This is a genomic window from Shewanella sp. Pdp11 (assembly GCF_002838165.1).
Lineage (GTDB): Bacteria > Pseudomonadota > Gammaproteobacteria > Enterobacterales > Shewanellaceae > Shewanella > Shewanella hafniensis.
In genome coordinates, this window is sequence record NZ_CP015194.1 from 3,572,626 (window position 1) to 3,593,928 (window position 21,303).

Consider the following 21,303-nt stretch of genomic DNA (forward strand, 5'->3'; position numbering starts at 1 on the left):
TGAGCAGTAAGGCGTGCAGGTGGATAAATATACAATATAACAATCGTCAGCTATAAGGAATTCAGAGTCTATGTCAGATAATTTTTTTGAGAAACATGACTTATCTATCGGCGTGTTTGTCGTTGGTATTGCACTAATCATGTTCCTTATGTTTGGTGCGGGTGCTATCGGCCCTTTACTTATTCTTACGATTGAAACGCTATTCGGTAAATTAACAAACGAAGAGTATGGTATCCTTTTCGCATCAAGTATAGTGATCATGACCCTGAGTATTGTTATACCAAATGTATTAATTATACGAGGTAGACCTCGAGCAGTTAAAATCAATAAAATAAACGTCTATTTTCAACTTCTTTGTTACTTACTGTTTTTATTCGTTCTTGAACACAAAAAAACCTGGATTTTTCTTTGCTTTGTTATTTTCCCATTATTAGAAAACTGGTTAATATCGTCTGCTAAATATCTAACCTTCCTTGCCTTTTACGAAACTCTTCGCAAGGATCCAATTAGGTTTAGACAAAGCTTGGCCAACAAATATTTAAGTAAATAAAGCATTATTGTCTGATATTAGTTTAGGTATGTTTATCATTATAAAATATTAACAACACGACATACCACACTATGATTCACCGCTTAGGCGGCATTAAATTTTCAATAGAGTTATATGATGAATATTGAGATGGTAGAAAAAGCAGATCATCTTAGTCTACTCGACATTTGGGAAGCATCGGTGAGAGCAACCCATGACTTTTTAGCAGAAGAAGATCTACAACAATTAAAGCCGCTGATCCTCGAACAGTATTTTGATGCCGTTCACTTAAAGTGCGCTAAAAATAACAATGGAGAAATACTCGGATTCTGCGGCGTACATGAAGGTAATATTGAAATGTTGTTCATCTCACCTGACGCGCGCGGAAAAGGGATTGGTTGCATGCTAGCGTCACATGCCATTAAAGAACTGGGAGCCACAAAGGTGGATGTTAATGAGCAAAATCAACAAGCATTAGGTTTTTACCAGCATATTGGTTTTTCAGTAACGGGGCGCTCACCCGTTGATGGACAGGGAAAACCTTATCCGCTGTTGCATATGGCGTTATATTCCATTGAGGGATTGTAGATGTATCCTGATTCAATCGATGAGAATAGGGTTGGAAAGTATCCAGCGGAAACAAAAAAGATGAATAAATCTGCCCCGACATCAATAAAAGGCTTGCTAGGTTTCCCTAACAAGCCTTTGGGCCTTTTTACAGCGAATCGATTAGTCGACTAAACCGCGGCGCTTTAACAGTGCATCGGTTGTCGGTTTTTTACCGGTAAAGTGAATGTAATCTTGCATGAGATCTTCACTGTTACCTTTAGATAAGACTTCCTTACGGAATTTGTCACCATTATCGGCTTTTAATCCACCCTGCTCGCCCATATAGGCAAAGGCATCGGCGGCAAACACTTCGGTCCACAAATACGCGTAATAACCTGCGGAATAACCACCGGAGAAGGCATGGCTAAAGTAGCTCGATTTATAACGCGGTGGTATTGGCGCAAAATCAAGGCCGTGTTTAGCTAACACTTGGTGCTCAAACTGCTCTACATCGCTAATTTGAGTATCGGCGCTGATAGAGTGCCATTCCATATCTAACAAGGCGGCTGACAGATACTCAACGGTATCAAAACCTTGGCCAAACTTATTTGAGGCTAAGATTTTATCGAGCAGTGCCTTAGGAATGGGCTCACCCGTCTTGTAGTGTTTGGCATAGTTAGCAATCACAGCAGGATCGATATTCCAATCTTCGTTAACCTGGGATGGGAACTCAACAAAGTCACGTGCAGTAGATGTGCCAGCAACACTTGGGTATTTCACCTGCGAGAATAAACCGTGAACCGCATGACCAAATTCATGGAACATAGTGGTCACTTCATCGAAGGTCATTAACGTTGGGCCATCGGCTGGCTTAGGAATATTCAGCGCGTTATAAACAACGGGCTTAGTGCCAAGCAGACCGCTTTGGGTGACGAACTCATCCATCCACGCGCCGCCGCCTTTGCCTTCGCGGGCATAAGGATCAAGGTAGAATAAGCCAATAGAGCTGTTGTCTTTATCAAAGACTTCAAAGGCTAAGACATCGGGATTCCACACGGGTAAATCGGTACGCGCTTTTAAGCTGATGCCATACAGTTTATGCATAGCGAAAAACAGCCCGTCTTGCAGCACAGTATTAAACTCGAAATAAGGCTTAATACTGCTTTCATCGAGGGAGTATTTCTCTTGACGCACTTTGTCAGCGTAGTAAGCCCAATCCCAAGGTTGCAGCTCAAAATCACCGCCCGCCTTTTTGATTTCAGCTTGAATATCAGCCGCTTCTACTTTGGCACGTGCTAAGGCTTTTGGCGCTAAATCATCGAGGATCTCATACACAGCGGCGGGAGTTTTCGCCATTTGATCGGCAACCGCATAGGATGCCCATGTATCGAACCCCAGTAAATTGGCTTTTTTAGCCCGAATTTGCGCCATTTTAACAATCAATGGACCATTGGTTGCGACGGCTCTGTGCGCCGAGGTTTCCCACACTTTTTGGCGCAGTTCACGGTTGCTCAGACTAGAAAGCACAGGCTGGCGAGTCGTGTTCACTAAGGTAATCAAATAGCCTTCTTTGCCAGCTGCTTTGGCCGCCGCGGCTAAGGTGGCGATTTCGCTGTCAGATAAACCGGCTAACTGAGCTTTATCCGTCACAACAATCACATCATCTTTAAATGATTTTAAGCTGTTTTGTGAAAAGTCCGTCGCTAAGGTTGCAAGCTCGGCGTTAAAGTCACGCATTTTAGCTTTATCTTCAACTGACAATTTCGCGCCAGCGCGAACAAACTGCTCATAGTAGTATTCAACTAAACGCTGATCTTCCGCATTTAAGCTGCTCTTTTGTTGATATACGGCTTCAACACGGGCAAATAAGGTCGGATCGAGATAAATATTATCGCGATGGGCAGATAACTTAGGCGCAAGATCCGCTTCGGTTTTCTGGAAATCATCATCAGAAATCAGACCGGCGAGATTAAAAAAGGTCCGCGACACCCGCGTTAATAATTCACCTGAGGTTTCCATCGCCAGAATGGTGTTGTCAAAACTGGCCGCTTGCTTGTTATTCACAATGGCAGCGATTTCAGCATCATGGGCTTTAATGCCTTGCTCGAAGGCAGGAGCATAATCTGCCGTATGGATAAGGTTAAATTGTGGCGCTTGATCCTGCAGTGGACTCTTGCTCAGCAACACATTGGTCGCTTCTGCTTTAGCAGCGATTTGAGTCGCTACGGCATTTTTGGCTTCATTGGCACTGGCGGCTGGCTTGTCTGAACAAGCGCCAAGTAACAAAGCCGCGGCCACGGCTGTGGTAATAACGGACTTACGCATATTAACTCCCTTGGATGTTGCTGCCCTTTCGTTTGTATTTTTAAGGTGAAAGGTGCGCGCTAACGGATTTTGGCTTTCAGTTTAAAACAGTCTGAATTAACGAACGCTTGTTGCTACGGTCGTTAATTTCGATGAGCTACCTTAACAAGTTACGCGCATTTCAGCCAAGTTTTACCCCGCCGCAGCGGCGCGAATTTGTATCACTTTATGTGTATTTCGAGTCTATATGTGCTTATGCCAACGCTTAGCTACACCTAATGTGCTGCGATCCTTGCTAAGTGCTTGCAAGCAAAGGTGATGAGGATTAGCTAAAATTCAATGTAAAAAGAATTATTTAAAACAATCCAAGTGGATTTTTAAGCCAAATATCCTCAACATAAAAAACGATATAAGCAAATAAAACACCGTTTCTATAACAAATATTAATTCTTCTTAATAAACTTTTTGCTGTGATTATTTAAACCTCAATGTAACAAATACACAGGCCAAATGGCTCATTATTTAGGCAGACGCACTCTAAGTCACAATTTGAAACAGCTTTTCTCCGATTAATGTCACATTCAGATCATCAAATGTCTTTATAATTCCCGCTCGTTAACTTAGCGACAAATTAACCTAACAGTTAAATGACGCTGAATTAACGGGATGATGGGCATGCTCTTTACGGAACATGCGTTGGGGTCAAATAAATATAAATAGAGACAACTATGTTAAATAAGAAAATACTCGCAGTGATGATCACTGCCGCCCTTGGTGTCAGCGCCTGTAATTCTGATGACGACAAAGTCGTTCAAGCCGATTTACGGGTACTCGAAACCACAGATCTGCATACAAATATCATGGATTTCAATTACTACAGTGGTAAAGACGATCCCACAATCGGTCTTGCCCGCACTGCAAGCTTGATCCACGCTGCACGCAGCGAAGCCAAGAATAGCGTCCTCGTCGACAACGGCGATCTGCTACAAGGCAGCCCTATGGGCGATTATATGGCCAAAGTTGGCCTGCAAATGGGCGATGTTCACCCTGCTTATAAAGCCATGAACCTATTAGATTATGAAGTCGGTAATATCGGTAACCATGAATTTAACTATGGTTTAGACTTCTTAAATAAATCCATTAGTGGTGCAGATTTCCCTTATATCAACTCAAACGTTTATTGCGCCGACGATAAGGGTTGCTGGAAAGAGGTGAAAAAAGGTGAGCATTTATTCACCCCTTATATCATTAAACAAAAAAATATTATCGACAGCGAAGGCAATAATCAAACCATTAACATTGGTTATATTGGCTTTGTGCCACCACAAATTCTATTGTGGGATAAGCAAAATCTGACGGGGAAAGTGACGGTTGAAGATATAGTTACCACCGCGAAAAAATATGTCCCAGAAATGAAAGCCAAAGGGGCCGATATCATTATCGCCATTCCACACTCTGGCATTGGTTCAACGGAAAATCCTGGCGATCCTATGGCTGAAAACGCCACTTACGCTTTGACTTATGTTGACGGTATCGATGCGATTCTATTCGGTCACAGCCACTCTATCTTCCCAGATGCTAAGTATGCTGACTTGCCCAATACCGATGTCACAAAAGGCCTACTGAACGGCGTCCCCGCGGTGATGCCAGGTCGTTGGGGCGATAACTTAGGGGTGGTTGACTTTAAACTTGAGCGTAGAGATGACAAGTGGCATGTCCTTAGTGCCAAAACGCAAGCTCGTCCTATCTATGATGGCGCAAATAAAGCCCCATTAGTTGAAGCGGATGCTGCTATTCACGATGCCGTTGCCGCCGAGCACCAAGGTACCCTCGCCTTTGTGGATGAGCCTATTGGTGTCGCTGCTGCTGATATGTATAGCTTTTTGACCTTAGTGCAGGATGACCCTACGGTACAAATCGTTTCCGATGCGCAAATCGCTAACGTGAAAGCAAAATTACCTCCGGAATTAAAAGGGTTGCCAGTGCTGTCAGCCTCTGCGCCTTTTAAAGCGGGCGGTCGCCACGGTACAACCAGTGATGCCGATCAATTTGTGCAAGTCGATAAAGGTTCACTGACCTTTAAAAATGCCGCCGATCTGTACCTGTATCCCAATACTATGGTGGCAGTCAAAGCAACTGGCGCCGAATTGAAAGATTGGCTCGAGTGTTCAGCAAACCAGTTCAATCAAATCGACCCAACAAAAACCACCCCACAAGGGTTAATCAACTGGGATGGTCATCCAACCTATAACTTCGACGTACTCGATGGCTTAACCTACAAGATTGATGTCACTCAACCGAGTAAGTTTGACCGCGATTGCGCCGTCGTTAATGCCAATGCGAACCGTATCGTTGATTTAAGCTATAAAGACGAAAACGGTAAAGTCATCACAGGTGAAGAATTTGCCGCGAAAGAGTTTATCATCGCCTCAAATAACTACCGCGCCTTTGGTGGTAAGTTTGCAGGAACGGGTAGCGACCATGTGGTGCTCGAACTGCCCGATACCAACCGTGAAGCGTTAGCGGCTTATATCACAGCGCAATCTCAGTACAACGAAACCACGGGTAAGTACGAAGCTATGGTTAATCCAAGTGCCGATTACAACTGGGATTTCAAAACCATCACTACTAACGTCACATTAGACGTTCGCTTCGAAACCCAAGACAGTGACAAAGCCGCTGCTTTTATTGAAGCCAATAAACAACGTGAAATGAAGAAGATCAGCAAGGATGAACTGGGTTTCGCCGTTTATAGCATCAACTTAACCAAATAAGCGTTAATCCCGCAATATCATGCTAAAAAGGCTCCTCGTGAGCCTTTTTTATTCCCTACAGATTAAATTAACGCTAATCTGCGCGCTATAAACGGCGTGTCGCCATTTAGTTCATCATGCTCCACACTAAAGGTTAAACCTGCTTTGTGCCGTCAGAAAACTACCTTATTATTTAGCGGCGTCCTCGCAACAACAGAGAAAGCTTATGAAATATCAATCAATCTTATGTGCCACTGCGTTATTGCTGGGCGCTGTGCAGCCTGCAATGGCCGACGTTCATCTCAATCTGCCTAAAAATGCTGAAGTGTTAACGGTCAATGGCAAACCAGCCGTAAAGAGTAGCAACTTCGTTTTAGCCGATGGGATCAATCAGATAGCCTTCCGTTATGCCGCACAATACCGGCAACAAGCTGACTCAGTGCATTATCTATCCGACGTGCTCATCGTCCGTTTTGATGCGTCAGCACAAACACTCACGCTGACCCTTCCCGCCATCAATTCAGCCAGAGATGCAAAGAAATTTGATGAGTCACCCAAGCTGACGCTATTAAATGCTCAAGATGAAACTGTGAGTTTTACCAGCGATAAATTGATTAAGAATGGCATCCAACTGGGACGGGATTTCGAACACGAGATACTGCAGTACAACCTTAGCAATCATCCGGCTTCGTTAAATCTCACTATGAATACCGCGACAACACAAGCAAACGACATCATTGCACCAGTATTGGCAAGCCAGCCACACATACGCCAAGCACCCGCCGTCGTATCCACAAGCTTGATCGCGCCAGCAGTAATGTCATCATCAGCCGCAGCGAACAATGACAAGAGCAAACCAACCACCTCAGTGTCTTCTACAACCACACCTAGCCAAGCTGAAATCAGTCAAATGCTGGATTACTGGTACAAACAGGCCAACGACAGTACCAAAGCCAGCTTCAAAGCCAAAATCAATAAAGAATAATCCATAGAACACACCCGCGTTGTAGAGGATTTTTGTCCTCTAACCACAACTATCTATTTCAGACCGCCAGCTTAGTATCACTATGAACTGGCGGTATATTACAGTTCATAAAATGAGAACTGAGTAAAACTTAAGCTCATTAAAAAGAGCCCAGTAAACCATTCCCACTTCACCACTTAATATCATTTCAAACAATAAAACCCTTTCAAAAATACTAAAACGCGCAAATTTCAGACGCAAAAAAGCCAGCTTATTCAGCTGGCTTCGTTACATCTCAATGAGATAATACCATTCCGCATTGAAGTCTGATCTAATAGCAAGCAACCCAACAGCTTAAAATTGGATTATGAAACCTGAAACTGCTGAAAGTCTGCTTAGCCTCTCCAAAAGAGAAAAAAATCCGCATAAGCGCATGCGATTGCTCGCTGTATCGCTATTTTTGCAATGCCATAACCGCACTCAGGTGGCAAGCCAGTTGAAGGTGGTCAGATCTAGCGTCAACTTATGGGTCTTCAGCTATCTTGGGCAAGGACTGGCAGGACTTGAAGATAAACCACGCCTAGGGAAGAAGCCGTCATTGTCAAATGAGCAAAAAAGGAGACTCGCCAGATACATTGAGTTCAAAGCACAATCAGATGAGGGCGGCAGACTCACTGGGGCCGACATCCAGCAATACATCTCGAGTGAATTTAATGTAGAGTACCATCCCAATCACATCTACAAGCTACTAAAGAGCATGGGATTCTGTTGGATAACCAGCCGCTCCAGTCATCCAAAACAAACTCAGAGCTTACAGGACGCTTTTAAAAAAGTTTCCTCTGGAAACGATCCTTCACGCTCCCATTCATATACAACCACACCAGATTGATATTTGGTTTCAGGACGAAGCCAGATTCGGCCAGCAAAATACAACGACACGACTTTGGGCCCCCAAAGGCAGTAGACCAAGAGCGCTAAGACAGCAGCAGTTTGAATATGTGCATCTCTTCGGCGCAGTCTGTCCTGCAACAGGAGAAACTGAAGCCATCATCACGCCATTCGTTAATAAGGACATCATGCACCAGCACTTGGAGCTGATTGCAAAACGCACCAAACCTGGCCGCCATGCTGTCGTGGTAATGGACGGTGCGGGTTGGCATACCAATGACATTGCTGCTGATATCCCCAACCTGTCTATACTCAAACTGCCGCCATATTCCCCAGAACTAAACCCCATCGAACAGGTATGGAGTTGGCTGCGCCAACATTATCTCGCCAATCGCTGTTTTAAAGGATATGAGGACATAGTGGATGCCTGCAGCCAGGCATGGAACAGCTTTATCAGTTGTACAAAACGCGTGGTAAAAATGTGCTCTCGGGAATGGGCAAAGGTGACTGAACTTTAATGCGGAATGGTATTAGGCGCTTGGCGATGACCTACTTTCTTTTATCCCCGAAGGGGATACATGGGGGCGAGTCATCATTGCCTAAAATGCGCAGCATTTTGATGATGTGTCGCGCGGAGCAATGTATTGCGCAGCTGGGGAGCCCGCTTTGCGGCGGGGCGACCACCATGGATGGTGGAAGTGTCAATATTGAAGGAACATTTATTGACCGACATCGAGATAGGTTTTCGAGAAGCGTATAAACACAAAAGCCCTAGCGGTTTAGGCTAGGGCTTTTGTGTTTATTTGGATGCTTGGCGATGACCTACTCTCACATGGGGAGACCCCACACTACCATCGGCGCGTTTGCGTTTCACTTCTGAGTTCGGGATGGGATCAGGTGGTTCCACAAGGCTATTGTCACCAAGCAAATTCTTACTGGTTAATTGTCCGTCTGACGGCATTGTCTCCTTGCTACTGTGCTCATGTACTAACGTACACTCCGCGCCTCGCTCGTCACGGCTTTGTCAGCCTAACAATTTCCTGCGTAATTAACCTTTTAATTAAAATTTGAAAAGCTGATTTGCTTTGAGTCTTTCACTTTATCAAGTATCTCTATTCTGTCTAAGTTCGCTTAGCAAAACCCATCTGGGTTGTATGGTTAAGCCTCTCGAGTCATTAGTACATGTTAGCTCAACGCCTCACAACGCTTACACACCATGCCTATCAACGTCCTAGTCTCGAACGGCTCTTTAGAGGAATTAAATTCCTAGGGATGACTCATCTTAGGGCTCGCTTCCCGCTTAGATGCTTTCAGCGGTTATCGATTCCGAACGTAGCTACCGGGCAATGCCATTGGCATGACAACCCGAACACCAGCGGTTCGTCCACTCCGGTCCTCTCGTACTAGGAGCAGCTCCCTTCAATCATCCAACGCCCACGGCAGATAGGGACCGAACTGTCTCACGACGTTCTGAACCCAGCTCGCGTACCACTTTAAATGGCGAACAGCCATACCCTTGGGACCGACTTCAGCCCCAGGATGTGATGAGCCGACATCGAGGTGCCAAACACCGCCGTCGATATGAACTCTTGGGCGGTATCAGCCTGTTATCCCCGGAGTACCTTTTATCCGTTGAGCGATGGCCCTTCCATTCAGAACCACCGGATCACTATGACCTACTTTCGTACCTGCTCGACGTGTATGTCTCGCAGTTAAGCTGGCTTATGCCATTGCACTAACCGTACGATGTCCGACCGTACTTAGCCAACCTTCGTGCTCCTCCGTTACTCTTTGGGAGGAGACCGCCCCAGTCAAACTACCCACCAGGCACTGTCCCTAATCCCGATAAGGGACCTAGGTTAGAACATCAAAACTACAAGGGTGGTATTTCAAGGACGACTCCATCATGACTAGCGTCACAACTTCAAAGTCTCCCACCTATCCTACACATGTAGGTTCAATGTTCAGTGCCAAGCTATAGTAAAGGTTCACGGGGTCTTTCCGTCTAGCCGCGGGTATACGGCATCTTCACCGCAATTTCAACTTCACTGAGTCTCGGCTGGAGACAGCGTGGCCATCATTACGCCATTCGTGCAGGTCGGAACTTACCCGACAAGGAATTTCGCTACCTTAGGACCGTTATAGTTACGGCCGCCGTTTACCGGGGCTTCGATCATGAGCTTCTCTTGCGATAACCCAATCAATTAACCTTCCGGCACCGGGCAGGCGTCACACCGTATACTTCCTCTTGCGAGTTTGCACAGTGCTGTGTTTTTGATAAACAGTTGCAGCCACCTGGTATCTGCGACTCCCGTCAGCTTAGAGAGCAAGTCTCATCACCAACAGGAGCGTACCTTCTCCCGAAGTTACGGTACCATTTTGCCTAGTTCCTTCAGCCGAGTTCTCTCAAGCGCCTTGGTATTCTCTACCCGACCACCTGTGTCGGTTTGGGGTACGATTCCCGCTAACCTGAAGCTTAGAAGATTTTCCTGGAAGCATGGCATCAACTACTTCAGTCCCTTAGGACCTCGTCATCAGCTCTCAGTGTGTACATCAAAGTACGTGTCCCCGGATTTGCCTAAGAACACCACCTGCCACCTTAAACGCGGACTACCAACGCCGCGCTAGCCTAGCCTTCTCCGTCTCTCCATCGCAGTTAGCGGAAGTACAGAAATATTAATCTGTTTCCCATCGATTACGCCTTTCGGCCTCACCTTAGGGGTCGACTCACCCTGCCCCGATTAACGTTGGACAGGAACCCTTGGTCTTTCGGCGAGGGGGTTTTTCACCCCCTTTATCGTTACTCATGTCAGCATTCGCACTTCTGATACCTCCAGCGTGGGTTACCCCTTCACCTTCAACGGCTTACAGAACGCTCCTCTACCGCGCACAGTAAACTGTGCACCCGTAGCTTCGGTGACTAGCTTAGCCCCGTTACATCTTCCGCGCAGGCCGACTCGACTAGTGAGCTATTACGCTTTCTTTAAATGATGGCTGCTTCTAAGCCAACATCCTAGCTGTCTAAGCCTTCCCACATCGTTTCCCACTTAGCTAGTACTTTGGGACCTTAGCTGACGGTCTGGGTTGTTTCCCTTTTGACGACGGACGTTAGCACCCGCCGTCTGTCTCCCGAGTAGTACTCATTGGTATTCGGAGTTTGCAAAGGGTTGGTAAGTCGGGATGACCCCCTAGCCTTAACAGTGCTCTACCCCCAATGGTATTCGCTCGAGGCGCTACCTAAATAGCTTTCGAGGAGAACCAGATATCTCCCGGTTTGATTGGCCTTTCACCCCCAGCCACAAGTCATCCGCTAATTTTTCAACATTAGTCGGTTCGGTCCTCCAGTTGATGTTACTCAACCTTCAACCTGCCCATGGCTAGATCACCGGGTTTCGGGTCTACACCTTGCAACTAAACGCGCAGTTAACACTCGGTTTCCCTACGGCTCCGCTATTCGCTTAACCTCGCTACAAAATGTAAGTCGCTGACCCATTATACAAAAGGTACGCAGTCACGGTCTCAAGAACCGCTCCCACTGCTTGTACGTATACGGTTTCAGGTTCTATTTCACTCCCCTCACAGGGGTTCTTTTCGCCTTTCCCTCACGGTACTGGTTCACTATCGGTCAGTCAGGAGTATTTAGCCTTGGAGGATGGTCCCCCCATATTCAAACAGGATGTCACGTGTCCCGCCTTACTCGTTTTCATCAATGGTTAGTTTTCATGTACGGGGCTATCACCCTGTGCCGCTGCGCTTTCCAACGCATTCCACTAACACCCCACTGACTTAAGGGCTAATCCCCGTTCGCTCGCCGCTACTAGGGGAATCTCGGTTGATTTCTTTTCCTAAGGGTACTTAGATGTTTCAGTTCCCCTCGTTCGCCTCGCAACACTATGTATTCATGTTGCGATAACAGCTTATGCTGCTGGGTTCCCCCATTCGGACATCGTTAGCTCAAATGCTTGTTACTAGCTCGCCAACGCTTTTCGCAAGTTACTACGTCCTTCATCGCCTCTGACTGCCAAGGCATCCACCGTATACGCTTAGTCGCTTAACCATACAACCCAAATGAGTTTCACTCACCTGAGTCGCACTGCGACCAGCTTGGTTTTACTTGTCTCACTTCTGACCAAAGAAGTGGACGCGCCTTAGACGTAAACTATCCAATAAAGAATAATTTACTTTTGAATATTCAAGACACTTAATAAAGTGTTTGAGAACTCATGATGCAAACGTTTCCACGTTTACATCGGTTTGTAATTAATCACATGACAGACTCATGCAATTAAATACTATCAGCTTTCCAAATTGTTAAAGAGCGGGCTTAAAAAAGCCAAAGATAATTTTTCAGTTTATCTTTGGCATCTCTATCCATAGTGCATATGCCTTATTACTTTGTAATAAAGTCAGAATAAGGTGTAAATGGTGGAGCTATGCGGGATCGAACCGCAGACCTCCTGCGTGCAAGGCAGGCGCTCTCCCAGCTGAGCTATAGCCCCATTTACATGCAGTGCGAGCAAGTAAGATGTTCCAAACCTCTAAAGGATTGGTTTGCCAATCATTTCTTATCAAGGCGGACAGTGGCGACGTTTAGTTCACTAAACGAGTCACTTTCCAACGCTGAGAAGGAAGGATTGGTGGGTCAGAGTGGACTTGAACCACCGACCTCACCCTTATCAGGGGTGCGCTCTAACCAGCTGAGCTACAGACCCATCTTATTGATAAATCTAAGTTCATCTAGAACCACTTACCTCACCCTACTCTTTATGAAGGGATTGGAGTGCTAACCAGCTGAGCTACAGACTCATCTTTTACTCTTTCTTCTATCAAGCAAATCTGTGTGAACACTCAACAAACATTAAGTTAGTCGTATAGGTAAGGAGGTGATCCAGCCCCAGGTTCCCCTAGGGCTACCTTGTTACGACTTCACCCCAGTCATGAACCACAAAGTGGTGAGCGCCCCCCCCGAAGGTTAAGCTACCCACTTCTTTTGCAGCCCACTCCCATGGTGTGACGGGCGGTGTGTACAAGGCCCGGGAACGTATTCACCGTGGCATTCTGATCCACGATTACTAGCGATTCCGACTTCATGGAGTCGAGTTGCAGACTCCAATCCGGACTACGACGAGCTTTGTGAGATTAGCTCCACCTCGCGGCTTTGCAACCCTCTGTACTCGCCATTGTAGCACGTGTGTAGCCCTACTCGTAAGGGCCATGATGACTTGACGTCGTCCCCACCTTCCTCCGGTTTATCACCGGCAGTCTCCCTAGAGTTCCCACCATTACGTGCTGGCAAATAAGGATAGGGGTTGCGCTCGTTGCGGGACTTAACCCAACATTTCACAACACGAGCTGACGACAGCCATGCAGCACCTGTCTCAGAGTTCCCGAAGGCACTAAGCTATCTCTAGCGAATTCTCTGGATGTCAAGAGTAGGTAAGGTTCTTCGCGTTGCATCGAATTAAACCACATGCTCCACCGCTTGTGCGGGCCCCCGTCAATTCATTTGAGTTTTAACCTTGCGGCCGTACTCCCCAGGCGGTCTACTTAATGCGTTAGCTTGAGAGCCCAGTGTTCAAGACACCAAACTCCGAGTAGACATCGTTTACGGCGTGGACTACCAGGGTATCTAATCCTGTTTGCTCCCCACGCTTTCGTGCCTGAGCGTCAGTCTTTGTCCAGGGGGCCGCCTTCGCCACCGGTATTCCTCCAGATCTCTACGCATTTCACCGCTACACCTGGAATTCTACCCCCCTCTACAAGACTCTAGTTCGCCAGTTCGAAATGCAATTCCCAGGTTGAGCCCGGGGCTTTCACATCTCGCTTAACAAACCGCCTGCGCACGCTTTACGCCCAGTAATTCCGATTAACGCTCGGACCCTCCGTATTACCGCGGCTGCTGGCACGGAGTTAGCCGGTCCTTCTTCTGTAGGTAACGTCACAGCAACAGCGTATTAAGCTGCTACCTTTCCTCCCTACTGAAAGTGCTTTACAACCCGAAGGCCTTCTTCACACACGCGGCATGGCTGCATCAGGGTTTCCCCCATTGTGCAATATTCCCCACTGCTGCCTCCCGTAGGAGTCTGGGCCGTGTCTCAGTCCCAGTGTGGCTGATCATCCTCTCAGAACAGCTAGGGATCGTCGCCTTGGTGAGCCATTACCTCACCAACTAGCTAATCCCACCTAGGTTCATCCAATCGCGGAAGGCCCGAAGGTCCCCTCCTTTCCCCCGTAGGGCGTATGCGGTATTAGCAGTCGTTTCCAACTGTTATCCCCCTCGACTGGGCAGATCCCTAGGCATTACTCACCCGTCCGCCGCTCGCCACCTCAGGAGTAAACTCCCTTGTGCTGCCGCTCGACTTGCATGTGTTAGGCCTGCCGCCAGCGTTCAATCTGAGCCATGATCAAACTCTTCAATTAAAGTTTTGTTGTTTGACTTACGTCAAACGGCTCAACGAATTCTGTTCGACTTCTATTTATTCGAAAACAAATAGTAAGTCTTTGTACATATTGCTATGAACACTCATCACTTTCGTGATACAGAAAATATTGATTTAAATTTTTTACTGCCAACCCTGAGGTTAAGCAGTTTCGATTAACTCAACACCTGTGAGTGTCCACACAGATTTGCTTGATAAATTGTTAAAGAGCATGGTTAGCGGCTTATTCAGCGTTTAACCCTTGACCCCGCTGGGTCAGTGGATGCGCATTATAGGGATATCAGATTTTACCGCAACCCCTTTGGCACGAATAATTACGAAAAACGATTCAAGCGCACACTTTTTAAACTAAAAGTGTATTTTAACGCCAATATTATCGAATTTGTGCTGGATTAAGGCAAAAGATGAGGTTAATCCTGCGCTAGAAATGACAAGAGCCAACCTATTGGTTAGCTCTTTATGCCATGTTGGATCGATTCTATCGCAAACTCTCATCCAACAAGAGCGACAACTTGCGCCACTGGCTACTGGTAGCTGCTTAAGATGAACTTATCTGCAAATGTTTATCTGCTTATAATCTGCTTATAAGTAGTGCAGCCACTAGCCCAGGCTTTTTAAGTAAGCTGGCACATCGGCAATACTGTCCAGCACTGCTGTGGCATCGCTGTCATCAGCAATAACCTTACCACTGCGCACTAATATACGTGTAGTCACGCCCGCCGCTTTCGCTGCTTGCATATCTTCGGCTTTGTCACCAACCATGACTGAGTGCGCTAAGTCGATTTTCAAGAATTGCGCAGCATCATTGAGCATACCTGGCTTAGGTTTGCGGCAGTCACAGTCGACCTTATATTCTCCTATGCCATTGTCAGCATGGTGCGGGCAATAGTAGATACCATCGAGTTCAACGCCTTTGTCGGCAAAGTTCCAATCCATCCACTCCGTTAAGCTGTGGAATTGATCTTCTGTGTACATGCCACGGGCAATACCTGATTGATTAGTGACAACAACTAACTTGTAGCCCATTTCCTTCAAAGAGAGGCAAGATTCAAACACACCTTCGATATATTCGAAGTCATCCACTAAGTGGACATAACCATGATCTTTGTTAATTACGCCATCACGGTCTAAAAATACTGCTCGACTCACTGTAATACTCCAAAATCGCCTAAGGCGTTATCGCGCTATTATTCCATTCATTATCAGAAATTGCACCGCGAAGTTGTGCTTTTAGCGCTAAATTGAGCGTTGACGTTACTTATGGCGAGATGTAAACAAAACTGTCCCCCAAGAGCCCCAGTGCTGGAAATGCCTTATCCAACTTTCTCTACACCTTTGAGTTCATGCTCAATTGATTAGCCTGTGATCTGGCTAATCAAAGTGCTTCATTACAAGAGATAAACAGCCCTCTTAGAAAAATGATAGCCGTTGCAATAGAGATTGATTCCAAGAACGGCGTTTAATAGAGAACGCTAGAACCATCAAAACCCTCGCCGTTTGGGCATTGTTAATCCCTAAGATGCAGCATTCAATCAAGCATTCCCCTTTATTTGTGGTGTTTTTAACGGTAATCTTGGGCAGATAACGAGAAAATACCCGAAATAGACGGAAATAATGAGTCGAACTACGCCTATAGTCCACAAAACCCGCACCCAGTTAGTTGTTGAAGTGCTCAGAGAGAGAATTCTTTCAGGTGACATAGCCGCAGGAGAACCACTCAGACAAAGTGCCTTGGCTGAAGCGTTAAATGTCAGCCGCATTCCGGTGAGAGAAGCCTTATTGCAACTCGAAGCCGAAGGACTCGTTAAGTTTGAGCCCCATAAAGGTGCAACGGCGACCGTGTTATCCGTCGAGCAAGTCACCGAACTTTTTGAATTACGTGCCATGATCGAAACCGATCTGCTCGCTAAAGCGATCCCGCGACTTCAAGACGCTGATTTAGAAAAAGCTGAACGTGTACTCGAACAATTGGAATCGGCCTTCAAACATGAGGATGCCGTTGCCAGTTGGAGCGAGTTGAATACGCAATTTCACACTTGCTTATATCAGGCGGCTAATCGCCCACACACCCTTGAGGTTGTTCACGGCCTCAATACTAATTGTGATAGATACATTCGTTTGCAGTTATTGCTCGCGGGGGGGATTCCTGCTGCAGAGCATGAGCACAGAGCTTTGCTCAACCACTGCAAACTGAGAGAAACAGAAAAAGCGACGGCGCTACTGCGTCATCATATTCTGCATGCCGCAATGACAATTCGAGATCTCGTCGCCAAACAGGTGGTCTAGATCACGGACGGCCATTAGAGTTGCCGATAAGCTTTGTTGTCGATTCAAGGCAGCGCTCAGGTTCTGCCTTTTTTATTTGAGAGAAACCACAATGCAGTACGCCACTATCACAGGTTGGGGCAAATGTGTTCCACCAGCCACCTTGACCAACGATGATCTTGCGACCTTTATCGAGACATCCGATGAATGGATTAAATCTCGCACCGGCATCAGCCAGCGCCATATCAGCCATGTTAACACCTCTGAACTCGCTTCAGTTGCAGCACAACGCGCGCTCGCAGCTGCGGGTATCGATGGCAGTGAAATCGACATGATCATTCTGGCTAGCGCCAGCCCAGACACTTTGATCCCGAATATCGCATCAACTGTACAAGCTAATATTGGCGCCAGTTGTGCCGCGTTCGACATCAATGCTGCCTGCAGTGGCTTTTTATATGGCTTAGGTTTAGCCAGCTCACAAATCAAGAGTGGTCAGAGCAAGAAAGTATTAGTCATTGGTGCTGAACGTTTATCTTTCTATCTAGATTGGTCACGCCGCGAAACTGCCGTGTTATTCGGCGATGGCGCAGGTGCCGTTGTTGTTGAAGCAACTGATGTTGCCGGTGGCGTGCTCGGTTATGAGCTGAATAACGATCCTGAAGGTCGTGACATTCTTAAAGCAGGCTTTGGCACGGCAATGGACAGATTCTCTGCCGAGTCATTGGATTTCTTTATTGAATTCGATGGCCAAGAAATCTTCAAACGCGCGATTAACGGCATGAACAAGTTGAGCACTAAAGTGCTTGAAAAATGTGGCGTTGATAAAGATGAAGTGGATCTTGTTATCCCGCATCAAGCCAACGAGCGCATTATCGATACCTTAGTCAGCCGAATGAAAATTCCGAAAGAAAAAGCCTTCGTTAACATTGCCAATTATGGCAATACCTCGGCAGCAACCATTCCGATTGCGATTTGTGATGCGTTAGAGCAAGGCGTGATTAAGCCAAATCAAACCATACTCTCTTGTGCCTTTGGCGCCGGCTTAACCTCTGCTGCACTCTTGCTGCAATGGGGCAACCGCGTGACACCAATCAATATCAGTGATGCCAAGTTACCGCCTTGCGATAAAACAGGCATAGAGTTAGTTAAACGCGCTGTCGATTATTTTTGTAAGCCGTAAACGGTTTCTGCAAAACGGTAATATCGTGTTTTACTAAGACAGAAAGCCATCAATTAAGATGGCTTTTTTAGTTTATGACGACAAAACTTATTCATTCAGCTTGCTAATGCTCATCTCATCCCAATAGATAGCTTGATTAAAATGCTCGGCGAGTTTTTGATTTAACTCATTAAAACCTTTAACCGCTTCTTCGCCCCTTTCACTATTGCTAATACAAGACCAGACAAATCGATGACAGTTATTGTCAAATAAATCATATTCCCGATACTGATAAATCGCCTGCTCGGCGCGGGTTAACACAGAGTCAGCAATAAGAGGCTGATGCTGATGATTACAGGCAAGATAGATTTGGCTGCCGGTGCGCCCCGCCAAGAAACGCTTTACAGACACGGCCCGCACCAACCCTGAGCCATGTAACTCTACGAGGCAATCATCACCCAGCCAAATACCGGTATGTTCAATCACCCCAAAGACATAACAACAGACGATACTGCCCGGGATTGGCGCAACTTGTTTTAATCCCTTTTGCCATTGACTCGGCGCCGCCACCATAGCGCGCTTGGCGACGGGATACTTAGGGGCCTTACCGAGTAATCTGTCACGCTCAAGCTGTTGACGCTGCTGGCGCTCATCGGCCAGCAAAACCGCACCGATTACGGCACCACCCACCCAAAGTAAAGGTAACGGCATCATATTCTCCTACACACTCAACTTAGTAGAGTGAAGTACAAGTTGGTTGGATTGCCAAGTTAACGGCAGGTTGAATTCGAACAGAGGATTAAATGTAAACTGAGTTTAGCTTGTCAGTGATTAACCTAAGATGAAATCCAGATGAAACCAATCCATCTCAAATGAATTCACTCACCACAAATAGTGATTTCTGTTAGCACTGACTAAGTCGATTTTTGCAGTAAATCAGCCACGGTAAGCTTTGCCGCACCGCCCATAGCAGCCATTTGCGCAAGTAATAATTCCCCACAAGCTAAGGCATCGGTCAGCGCGCTATGGGCCGTATAAATGGGTAAACCGTAACGCTCGCGACAAGCGCCAAGGCGCAAACTCCCCTCTTTAATCACTGAGTGCTCCCGTAGTAAACGGTGCTTTTCAACCATTAAAGTATCGATTGCAGGTAAAACAAGGGCTTGATGATAAATCGTCAATAAATCCTGCTGTAAAAAACGACAATCTAAAGGGGCATGATGTGCCACCAGCACGCGTCCATAGGTTTGATTGATAAACCAGCCCATGGCTTCCTCAATGGTGACGGCTTGTACCAAATGATTATCAAGAATGCCGTGGATCGTCGCACTTTGGCCAACACTGCCGCGAATTTGCACTAACTTTTGCTCGGCGCGTGCCAATGGGATCTCACCGCAGTCAATCGGCACTAAGCCAATACTGAGAATTTGATCTTGCTGCGGATTGAGACCTGTCATCTCTAAATCCATCGCCATCAAAGGCGCTTCGGATAACGGCATCGCCAGCAGAGGTAATAGCGATTGATAATAACCCTTAAATAACTGATGTTGGCAACGCAGCGCCCGCCAATTAAGTTTCGTTTTCAGCAGCAGTGTATTCATATCAAAAACTTCGCATGAACTTCATCTTCATCCCCGCCTGCGCCTCATGCACCACTTTAAAGGCATCACGTAGCTGATGGCGAACCAGCGAAGATAAATGCGCGGGTAGCAGATAATTACTCACCTCTAGCCCGAGATTATGCTGATAACCTTGGTTCGATAACCGCATATGGGCGATAAACTCGTGGGCATCGGCAAGATTAAGCGCATCTTTACGATTAAGAATGTTTGCGTCCATCAAGGCACGGATACGTTTCGCAGTATTCACTTCTTTGATCCCTGCCGACAGGGCATAAACACGGGCAATATCGTTGATCAAGGCATTGCCTTTATGCTTCAAATCTATGCCTTTGACTTCGCTGCCATCACGTTCTAGGACAAATTTGCGGAAAAAGCCCAGCGGTGGCGACTCCACCAGCGAATTACCTGTCATGCCCGCGAGGAAAATATCGTTATCACGGGTTTGAGCTAAGACTTTATCCTGCAGCGCATCAAATAAGGTTTGTGGACCGTAAACCGAGCGCATATCGAAGAAAATACTGGCGTGCATTAACGCCTTAGGCTCAGGCGTTACCACCCATTTTTCAAATACCTGTTGCCACTGTTTAAGCGACATTCGCCACTGAGGGTTTTGCGCCATAATATTGCCGGGGCAAAACTCATAACCGCATTGATCAAGTCCAGCACATACGGCATGGGTTAAGGCATCAAAATAACCTTTAGCAAAATCATCCATTTCTTCTGCGACTAACAGACCATTATCTTGATCCGAACATGCCGCTTGATCTTGACGTCCCTGCGATCCAAACGCCAACCAGCAAAAGGCCATCGGCGGTTCACCGAGTAATTGCTGATTGAGCACGATTAACCGCCGTGTCAGCGCATCGGTGACAGAGGTTAACACTCGGCCAATTTCTTCGGCTCTGGCATCGGCACTGATCAAATTTTGTAATAACAGCGGGATTTGCTTACTGACGCCAATTAAACTGGCAAGATCCTGCTGCCGTTCTATCTCACCAATCAACAGTAGCGGTTGTGAGCCCTGCCCGCGCAAGATGTCAGTACTGGTCACCATACCGATGGCTTTATCTTGGTCGATAATAGGCAAGTGATGAATGTTATGCTCGCTCATCAGTAACATGGCTTCAAAAATTAACGCATTGGATGAAATTGAAATCGGCGAAACCGTCATGGCTTGATGCACAGCAACGCTGCCATCAAGCCCTGCTGCTAACACGCGATTACGTAAATCCTTATCAGTTAAAATCCCAACTAGTTTGTGATTATCCGTTACCAACAGGGATGACACTCGGCTGTTTCGCATTAACAGTGCCGCCTGCGTTACGCGAGCATGGGCATCGATAACAATAGGCGCAGATGACATTAATGTGCTAATCCGGCTAGTGGTCGTCAGATCTTTCGCCTTAAAGCGAGCCTCATGGCGCAAACGTTTAGCAAATGCGCGGGTAAAAAATTTATCGAAATTGCGGCTCTCGCTTCTAAGGTTATCGAACAAGGTTTGGGGCAAATGATAAACCAAACCATCTTCGAGAATAGCGACCTTGTTGACGACTTTCTCCCCCGATAACAAGGTCGAAAAACCAAAAAACTCCCCCTCGCCGACTCTATCGACCAGCACACCGTCAGGATCGCGCACCTCAAAGGCGCCGCTGCGCACCATATATAACTTAGGTGAGTTAGCATCAAAATGAACATAACCAGAGGCTTTACTGTAATAGCCAACAGTGACAGCCTTAGCGCAGCGCACCACAACATCTTCAGGCAGAGTATCAAAGGGCACTAGCCCTTGTAGAAATTGCACTACGGGTTGTAACTCACTGGCATTCATAG

The 21,303-nt window shown here is 46.6% G+C and carries 12 protein-coding genes, 2 tRNA genes and 3 rRNA genes; 7 read left to right on the top strand and 10 right to left on the bottom strand.

The window, feature by feature from the left end; genetic code table 11:
- Positions 1 to 70 precede the first annotated feature (70 nt).
- Both AYJ58_RS15815 and AYJ58_RS15820 read left to right on the top strand, forming a co-directional pair.
- Positions 71 to 550: a hypothetical protein gene (locus tag AYJ58_RS15815; protein ID WP_106650857.1), complete on the top strand. Its 480-nt coding sequence runs from the start codon at positions 71 to 73 to the stop codon at positions 548 to 550.
- Positions 551 to 667: 117 nt separating this feature from the next.
- The gene (locus tag AYJ58_RS15820) at positions 668 to 1,117 is read left to right on the top strand and encodes an acetyltransferase (RefSeq protein ID WP_106650858.1); all 450 of its coding nucleotides are present in this window, start codon (positions 668 to 670) and stop codon (positions 1,115 to 1,117) included.
- A 141-nt stretch (positions 1,118 to 1,258) separates the two neighbouring features.
- Here AYJ58_RS15820 and AYJ58_RS15825 read toward each other — a convergent pair whose 3' ends face one another.
- Positions 1,259 to 3,403: a M3 family metallopeptidase gene (locus AYJ58_RS15825; RefSeq protein ID WP_106650859.1), complete on the bottom strand. Its 2,145-nt coding sequence runs from the start codon at positions 3,401 to 3,403 to the stop codon at positions 1,259 to 1,261.
- Positions 3,404 to 4,110: 707 nt separating this feature from the next.
- On the opposite strand from AYJ58_RS15825, the gene AYJ58_RS15830 reads away from it, so the two are divergent.
- The 3 genes from AYJ58_RS15830 (at position 4,111) to AYJ58_RS15840 (ending at position 8,505) form a co-directional block, all read left to right on the top strand.
- The gene (locus AYJ58_RS15830) at positions 4,111 to 6,156 is read left to right on the top strand and encodes a bifunctional 2',3'-cyclic-nucleotide 2'-phosphodiesterase/3'-nucleotidase (protein WP_106650860.1); all 2,046 of its coding nucleotides are present in this window, start codon (positions 4,111 to 4,113) and stop codon (positions 6,154 to 6,156) included.
- Positions 6,157 to 6,361: 205 nt separating this feature from the next.
- Positions 6,362 to 7,120, top strand: a complete 759-nt coding sequence (locus tag AYJ58_RS15835) for a YccT family protein (RefSeq protein WP_106650861.1) — start codon at positions 6,362 to 6,364, stop codon at positions 7,118 to 7,120.
- 346 nt (positions 7,121 to 7,466) lie between these two features.
- Positions 7,467 to 8,505 (top strand): IS630 family transposase gene (locus AYJ58_RS15840; protein WP_106650862.1). Its coding sequence is split into 2 segments (ribosomal slippage): positions 7,467 to 7,925 and positions 7,927 to 8,505, totalling 1,038 coding nucleotides; the frame shifts between segments, so codons are not numbered across the junction.
- A gap of 291 nt (positions 8,506 to 8,796) precedes the next feature.
- Here the strand turns inward: AYJ58_RS15840 and rrf are convergent.
- From rrf to gmhB, 6 genes are all read right to left on the bottom strand, one after another.
- Positions 8,797 to 8,912 (bottom strand): 5S ribosomal RNA (rrf, locus tag AYJ58_RS15850).
- A gap of 229 nt (positions 8,913 to 9,141) precedes the next feature.
- Positions 9,142 to 12,044 (bottom strand): 23S ribosomal RNA (locus AYJ58_RS15855).
- 366 nt (positions 12,045 to 12,410) lie between these two features.
- Positions 12,411 to 12,486 (bottom strand) — tRNA-Ala (locus AYJ58_RS15860).
- A 136-nt stretch (positions 12,487 to 12,622) separates the two neighbouring features.
- Positions 12,623 to 12,699: transfer RNA gene (locus AYJ58_RS15865), tRNA-Ile, on the bottom strand.
- 164 nt (positions 12,700 to 12,863) lie between these two features.
- A 16S ribosomal RNA gene (locus tag AYJ58_RS15870) occupies positions 12,864 to 14,407 on the bottom strand.
- Together the 16S, 23S and 5S rRNA genes with 2 tRNA genes alongside form the textbook arrangement of a ribosomal RNA operon.
- Before the next feature lie 620 nt (positions 14,408 to 15,027).
- Positions 15,028 to 15,576 (bottom strand): D-glycero-beta-D-manno-heptose 1,7-bisphosphate 7-phosphatase, encoded by a 549-nt coding sequence (gmhB, locus tag AYJ58_RS15875; protein ID WP_106650863.1) that lies wholly within the window; start codon positions 15,574 to 15,576, stop codon positions 15,028 to 15,030.
- 465 nt (positions 15,577 to 16,041) lie between these two features.
- Between gmhB and AYJ58_RS15880 the strand changes: the two genes are divergently transcribed.
- Both AYJ58_RS15880 and AYJ58_RS15885 read left to right on the top strand, forming a co-directional pair.
- Positions 16,042 to 16,713, top strand: coding sequence for a GntR family transcriptional regulator (locus AYJ58_RS15880; RefSeq protein WP_106650864.1), 672 nt, complete (start codon positions 16,042 to 16,044; stop codon positions 16,711 to 16,713).
- Between the two features lie 91 nt (positions 16,714 to 16,804).
- Complete coding sequence (locus AYJ58_RS15885; protein ID WP_106650865.1) at positions 16,805 to 17,872, top strand: ketoacyl-ACP synthase III; 1,068 nt, start codon at positions 16,805 to 16,807, stop codon at positions 17,870 to 17,872.
- 87 nt (positions 17,873 to 17,959) lie between these two features.
- Here AYJ58_RS15885 and AYJ58_RS15890 read toward each other — a convergent pair whose 3' ends face one another.
- The 3 genes from AYJ58_RS15890 to AYJ58_RS15900 form a co-directional block, all read right to left on the bottom strand.
- Positions 17,960 to 18,562, bottom strand: coding sequence for a lecithin retinol acyltransferase family protein (locus tag AYJ58_RS15890; protein ID WP_106650866.1), 603 nt, complete (start codon positions 18,560 to 18,562; stop codon positions 17,960 to 17,962).
- 203 nt (positions 18,563 to 18,765) lie between these two features.
- Positions 18,766 to 19,452: an exonuclease domain-containing protein gene (locus AYJ58_RS15895; protein ID WP_106650867.1), complete on the bottom strand. Its 687-nt coding sequence runs from the start codon at positions 19,450 to 19,452 to the stop codon at positions 18,766 to 18,768.
- Position 19,453: 1 nt separating this feature from the next.
- Complete coding sequence (locus AYJ58_RS15900; protein WP_106650868.1) at positions 19,454 to 21,301, bottom strand: DUF294 nucleotidyltransferase-like domain-containing protein; 1,848 nt, start codon at positions 21,299 to 21,301, stop codon at positions 19,454 to 19,456.
- Positions 21,302 to 21,303: the final 2 nt, after the last annotated feature.

Coding starts and splice junctions, on each gene's coding strand:
- AYJ58_RS15815 (WP_106650857.1), top strand. CDS start 71: ATGTCAGATAATTTTTTTGAGAAACATGACTTATCTATCGGCGTGTTT.
- AYJ58_RS15820 (WP_106650858.1), top strand. CDS start 668: ATGAATATTGAGATGGTAGAAAAAGCAGATCATCTTAGTCTACTCGAC.
- AYJ58_RS15825 (WP_106650859.1), bottom strand. CDS start 3,403: ATGCGTAAGTCCGTTATTACCACAGCCGTGGCCGCGGCTTTGTTACTT.
- AYJ58_RS15830 (WP_106650860.1), top strand. CDS start 4,111: ATGTTAAATAAGAAAATACTCGCAGTGATGATCACTGCCGCCCTTGGT.
- AYJ58_RS15835 (WP_106650861.1), top strand. CDS start 6,362: ATGAAATATCAATCAATCTTATGTGCCACTGCGTTATTGCTGGGCGCT.
- AYJ58_RS15880 (WP_106650864.1), top strand. CDS start 16,042: ATGAGTCGAACTACGCCTATAGTCCACAAAACCCGCACCCAGTTAGTT.
- AYJ58_RS15885 (WP_106650865.1), top strand. CDS start 16,805: ATGCAGTACGCCACTATCACAGGTTGGGGCAAATGTGTTCCACCAGCC.
- AYJ58_RS15890 (WP_106650866.1), bottom strand. CDS start 18,562: ATGCCGTTACCTTTACTTTGGGTGGGTGGTGCCGTAATCGGTGCGGTT.
- AYJ58_RS15895 (WP_106650867.1), bottom strand. CDS start 19,452: ATGAATACACTGCTGCTGAAAACGAAACTTAATTGGCGGGCGCTGCGT.
- AYJ58_RS15900 (WP_106650868.1), bottom strand. CDS start 21,301: ATGAATGCCAGTGAGTTACAACCCGTAGTGCAATTTCTACAAGGGCTA.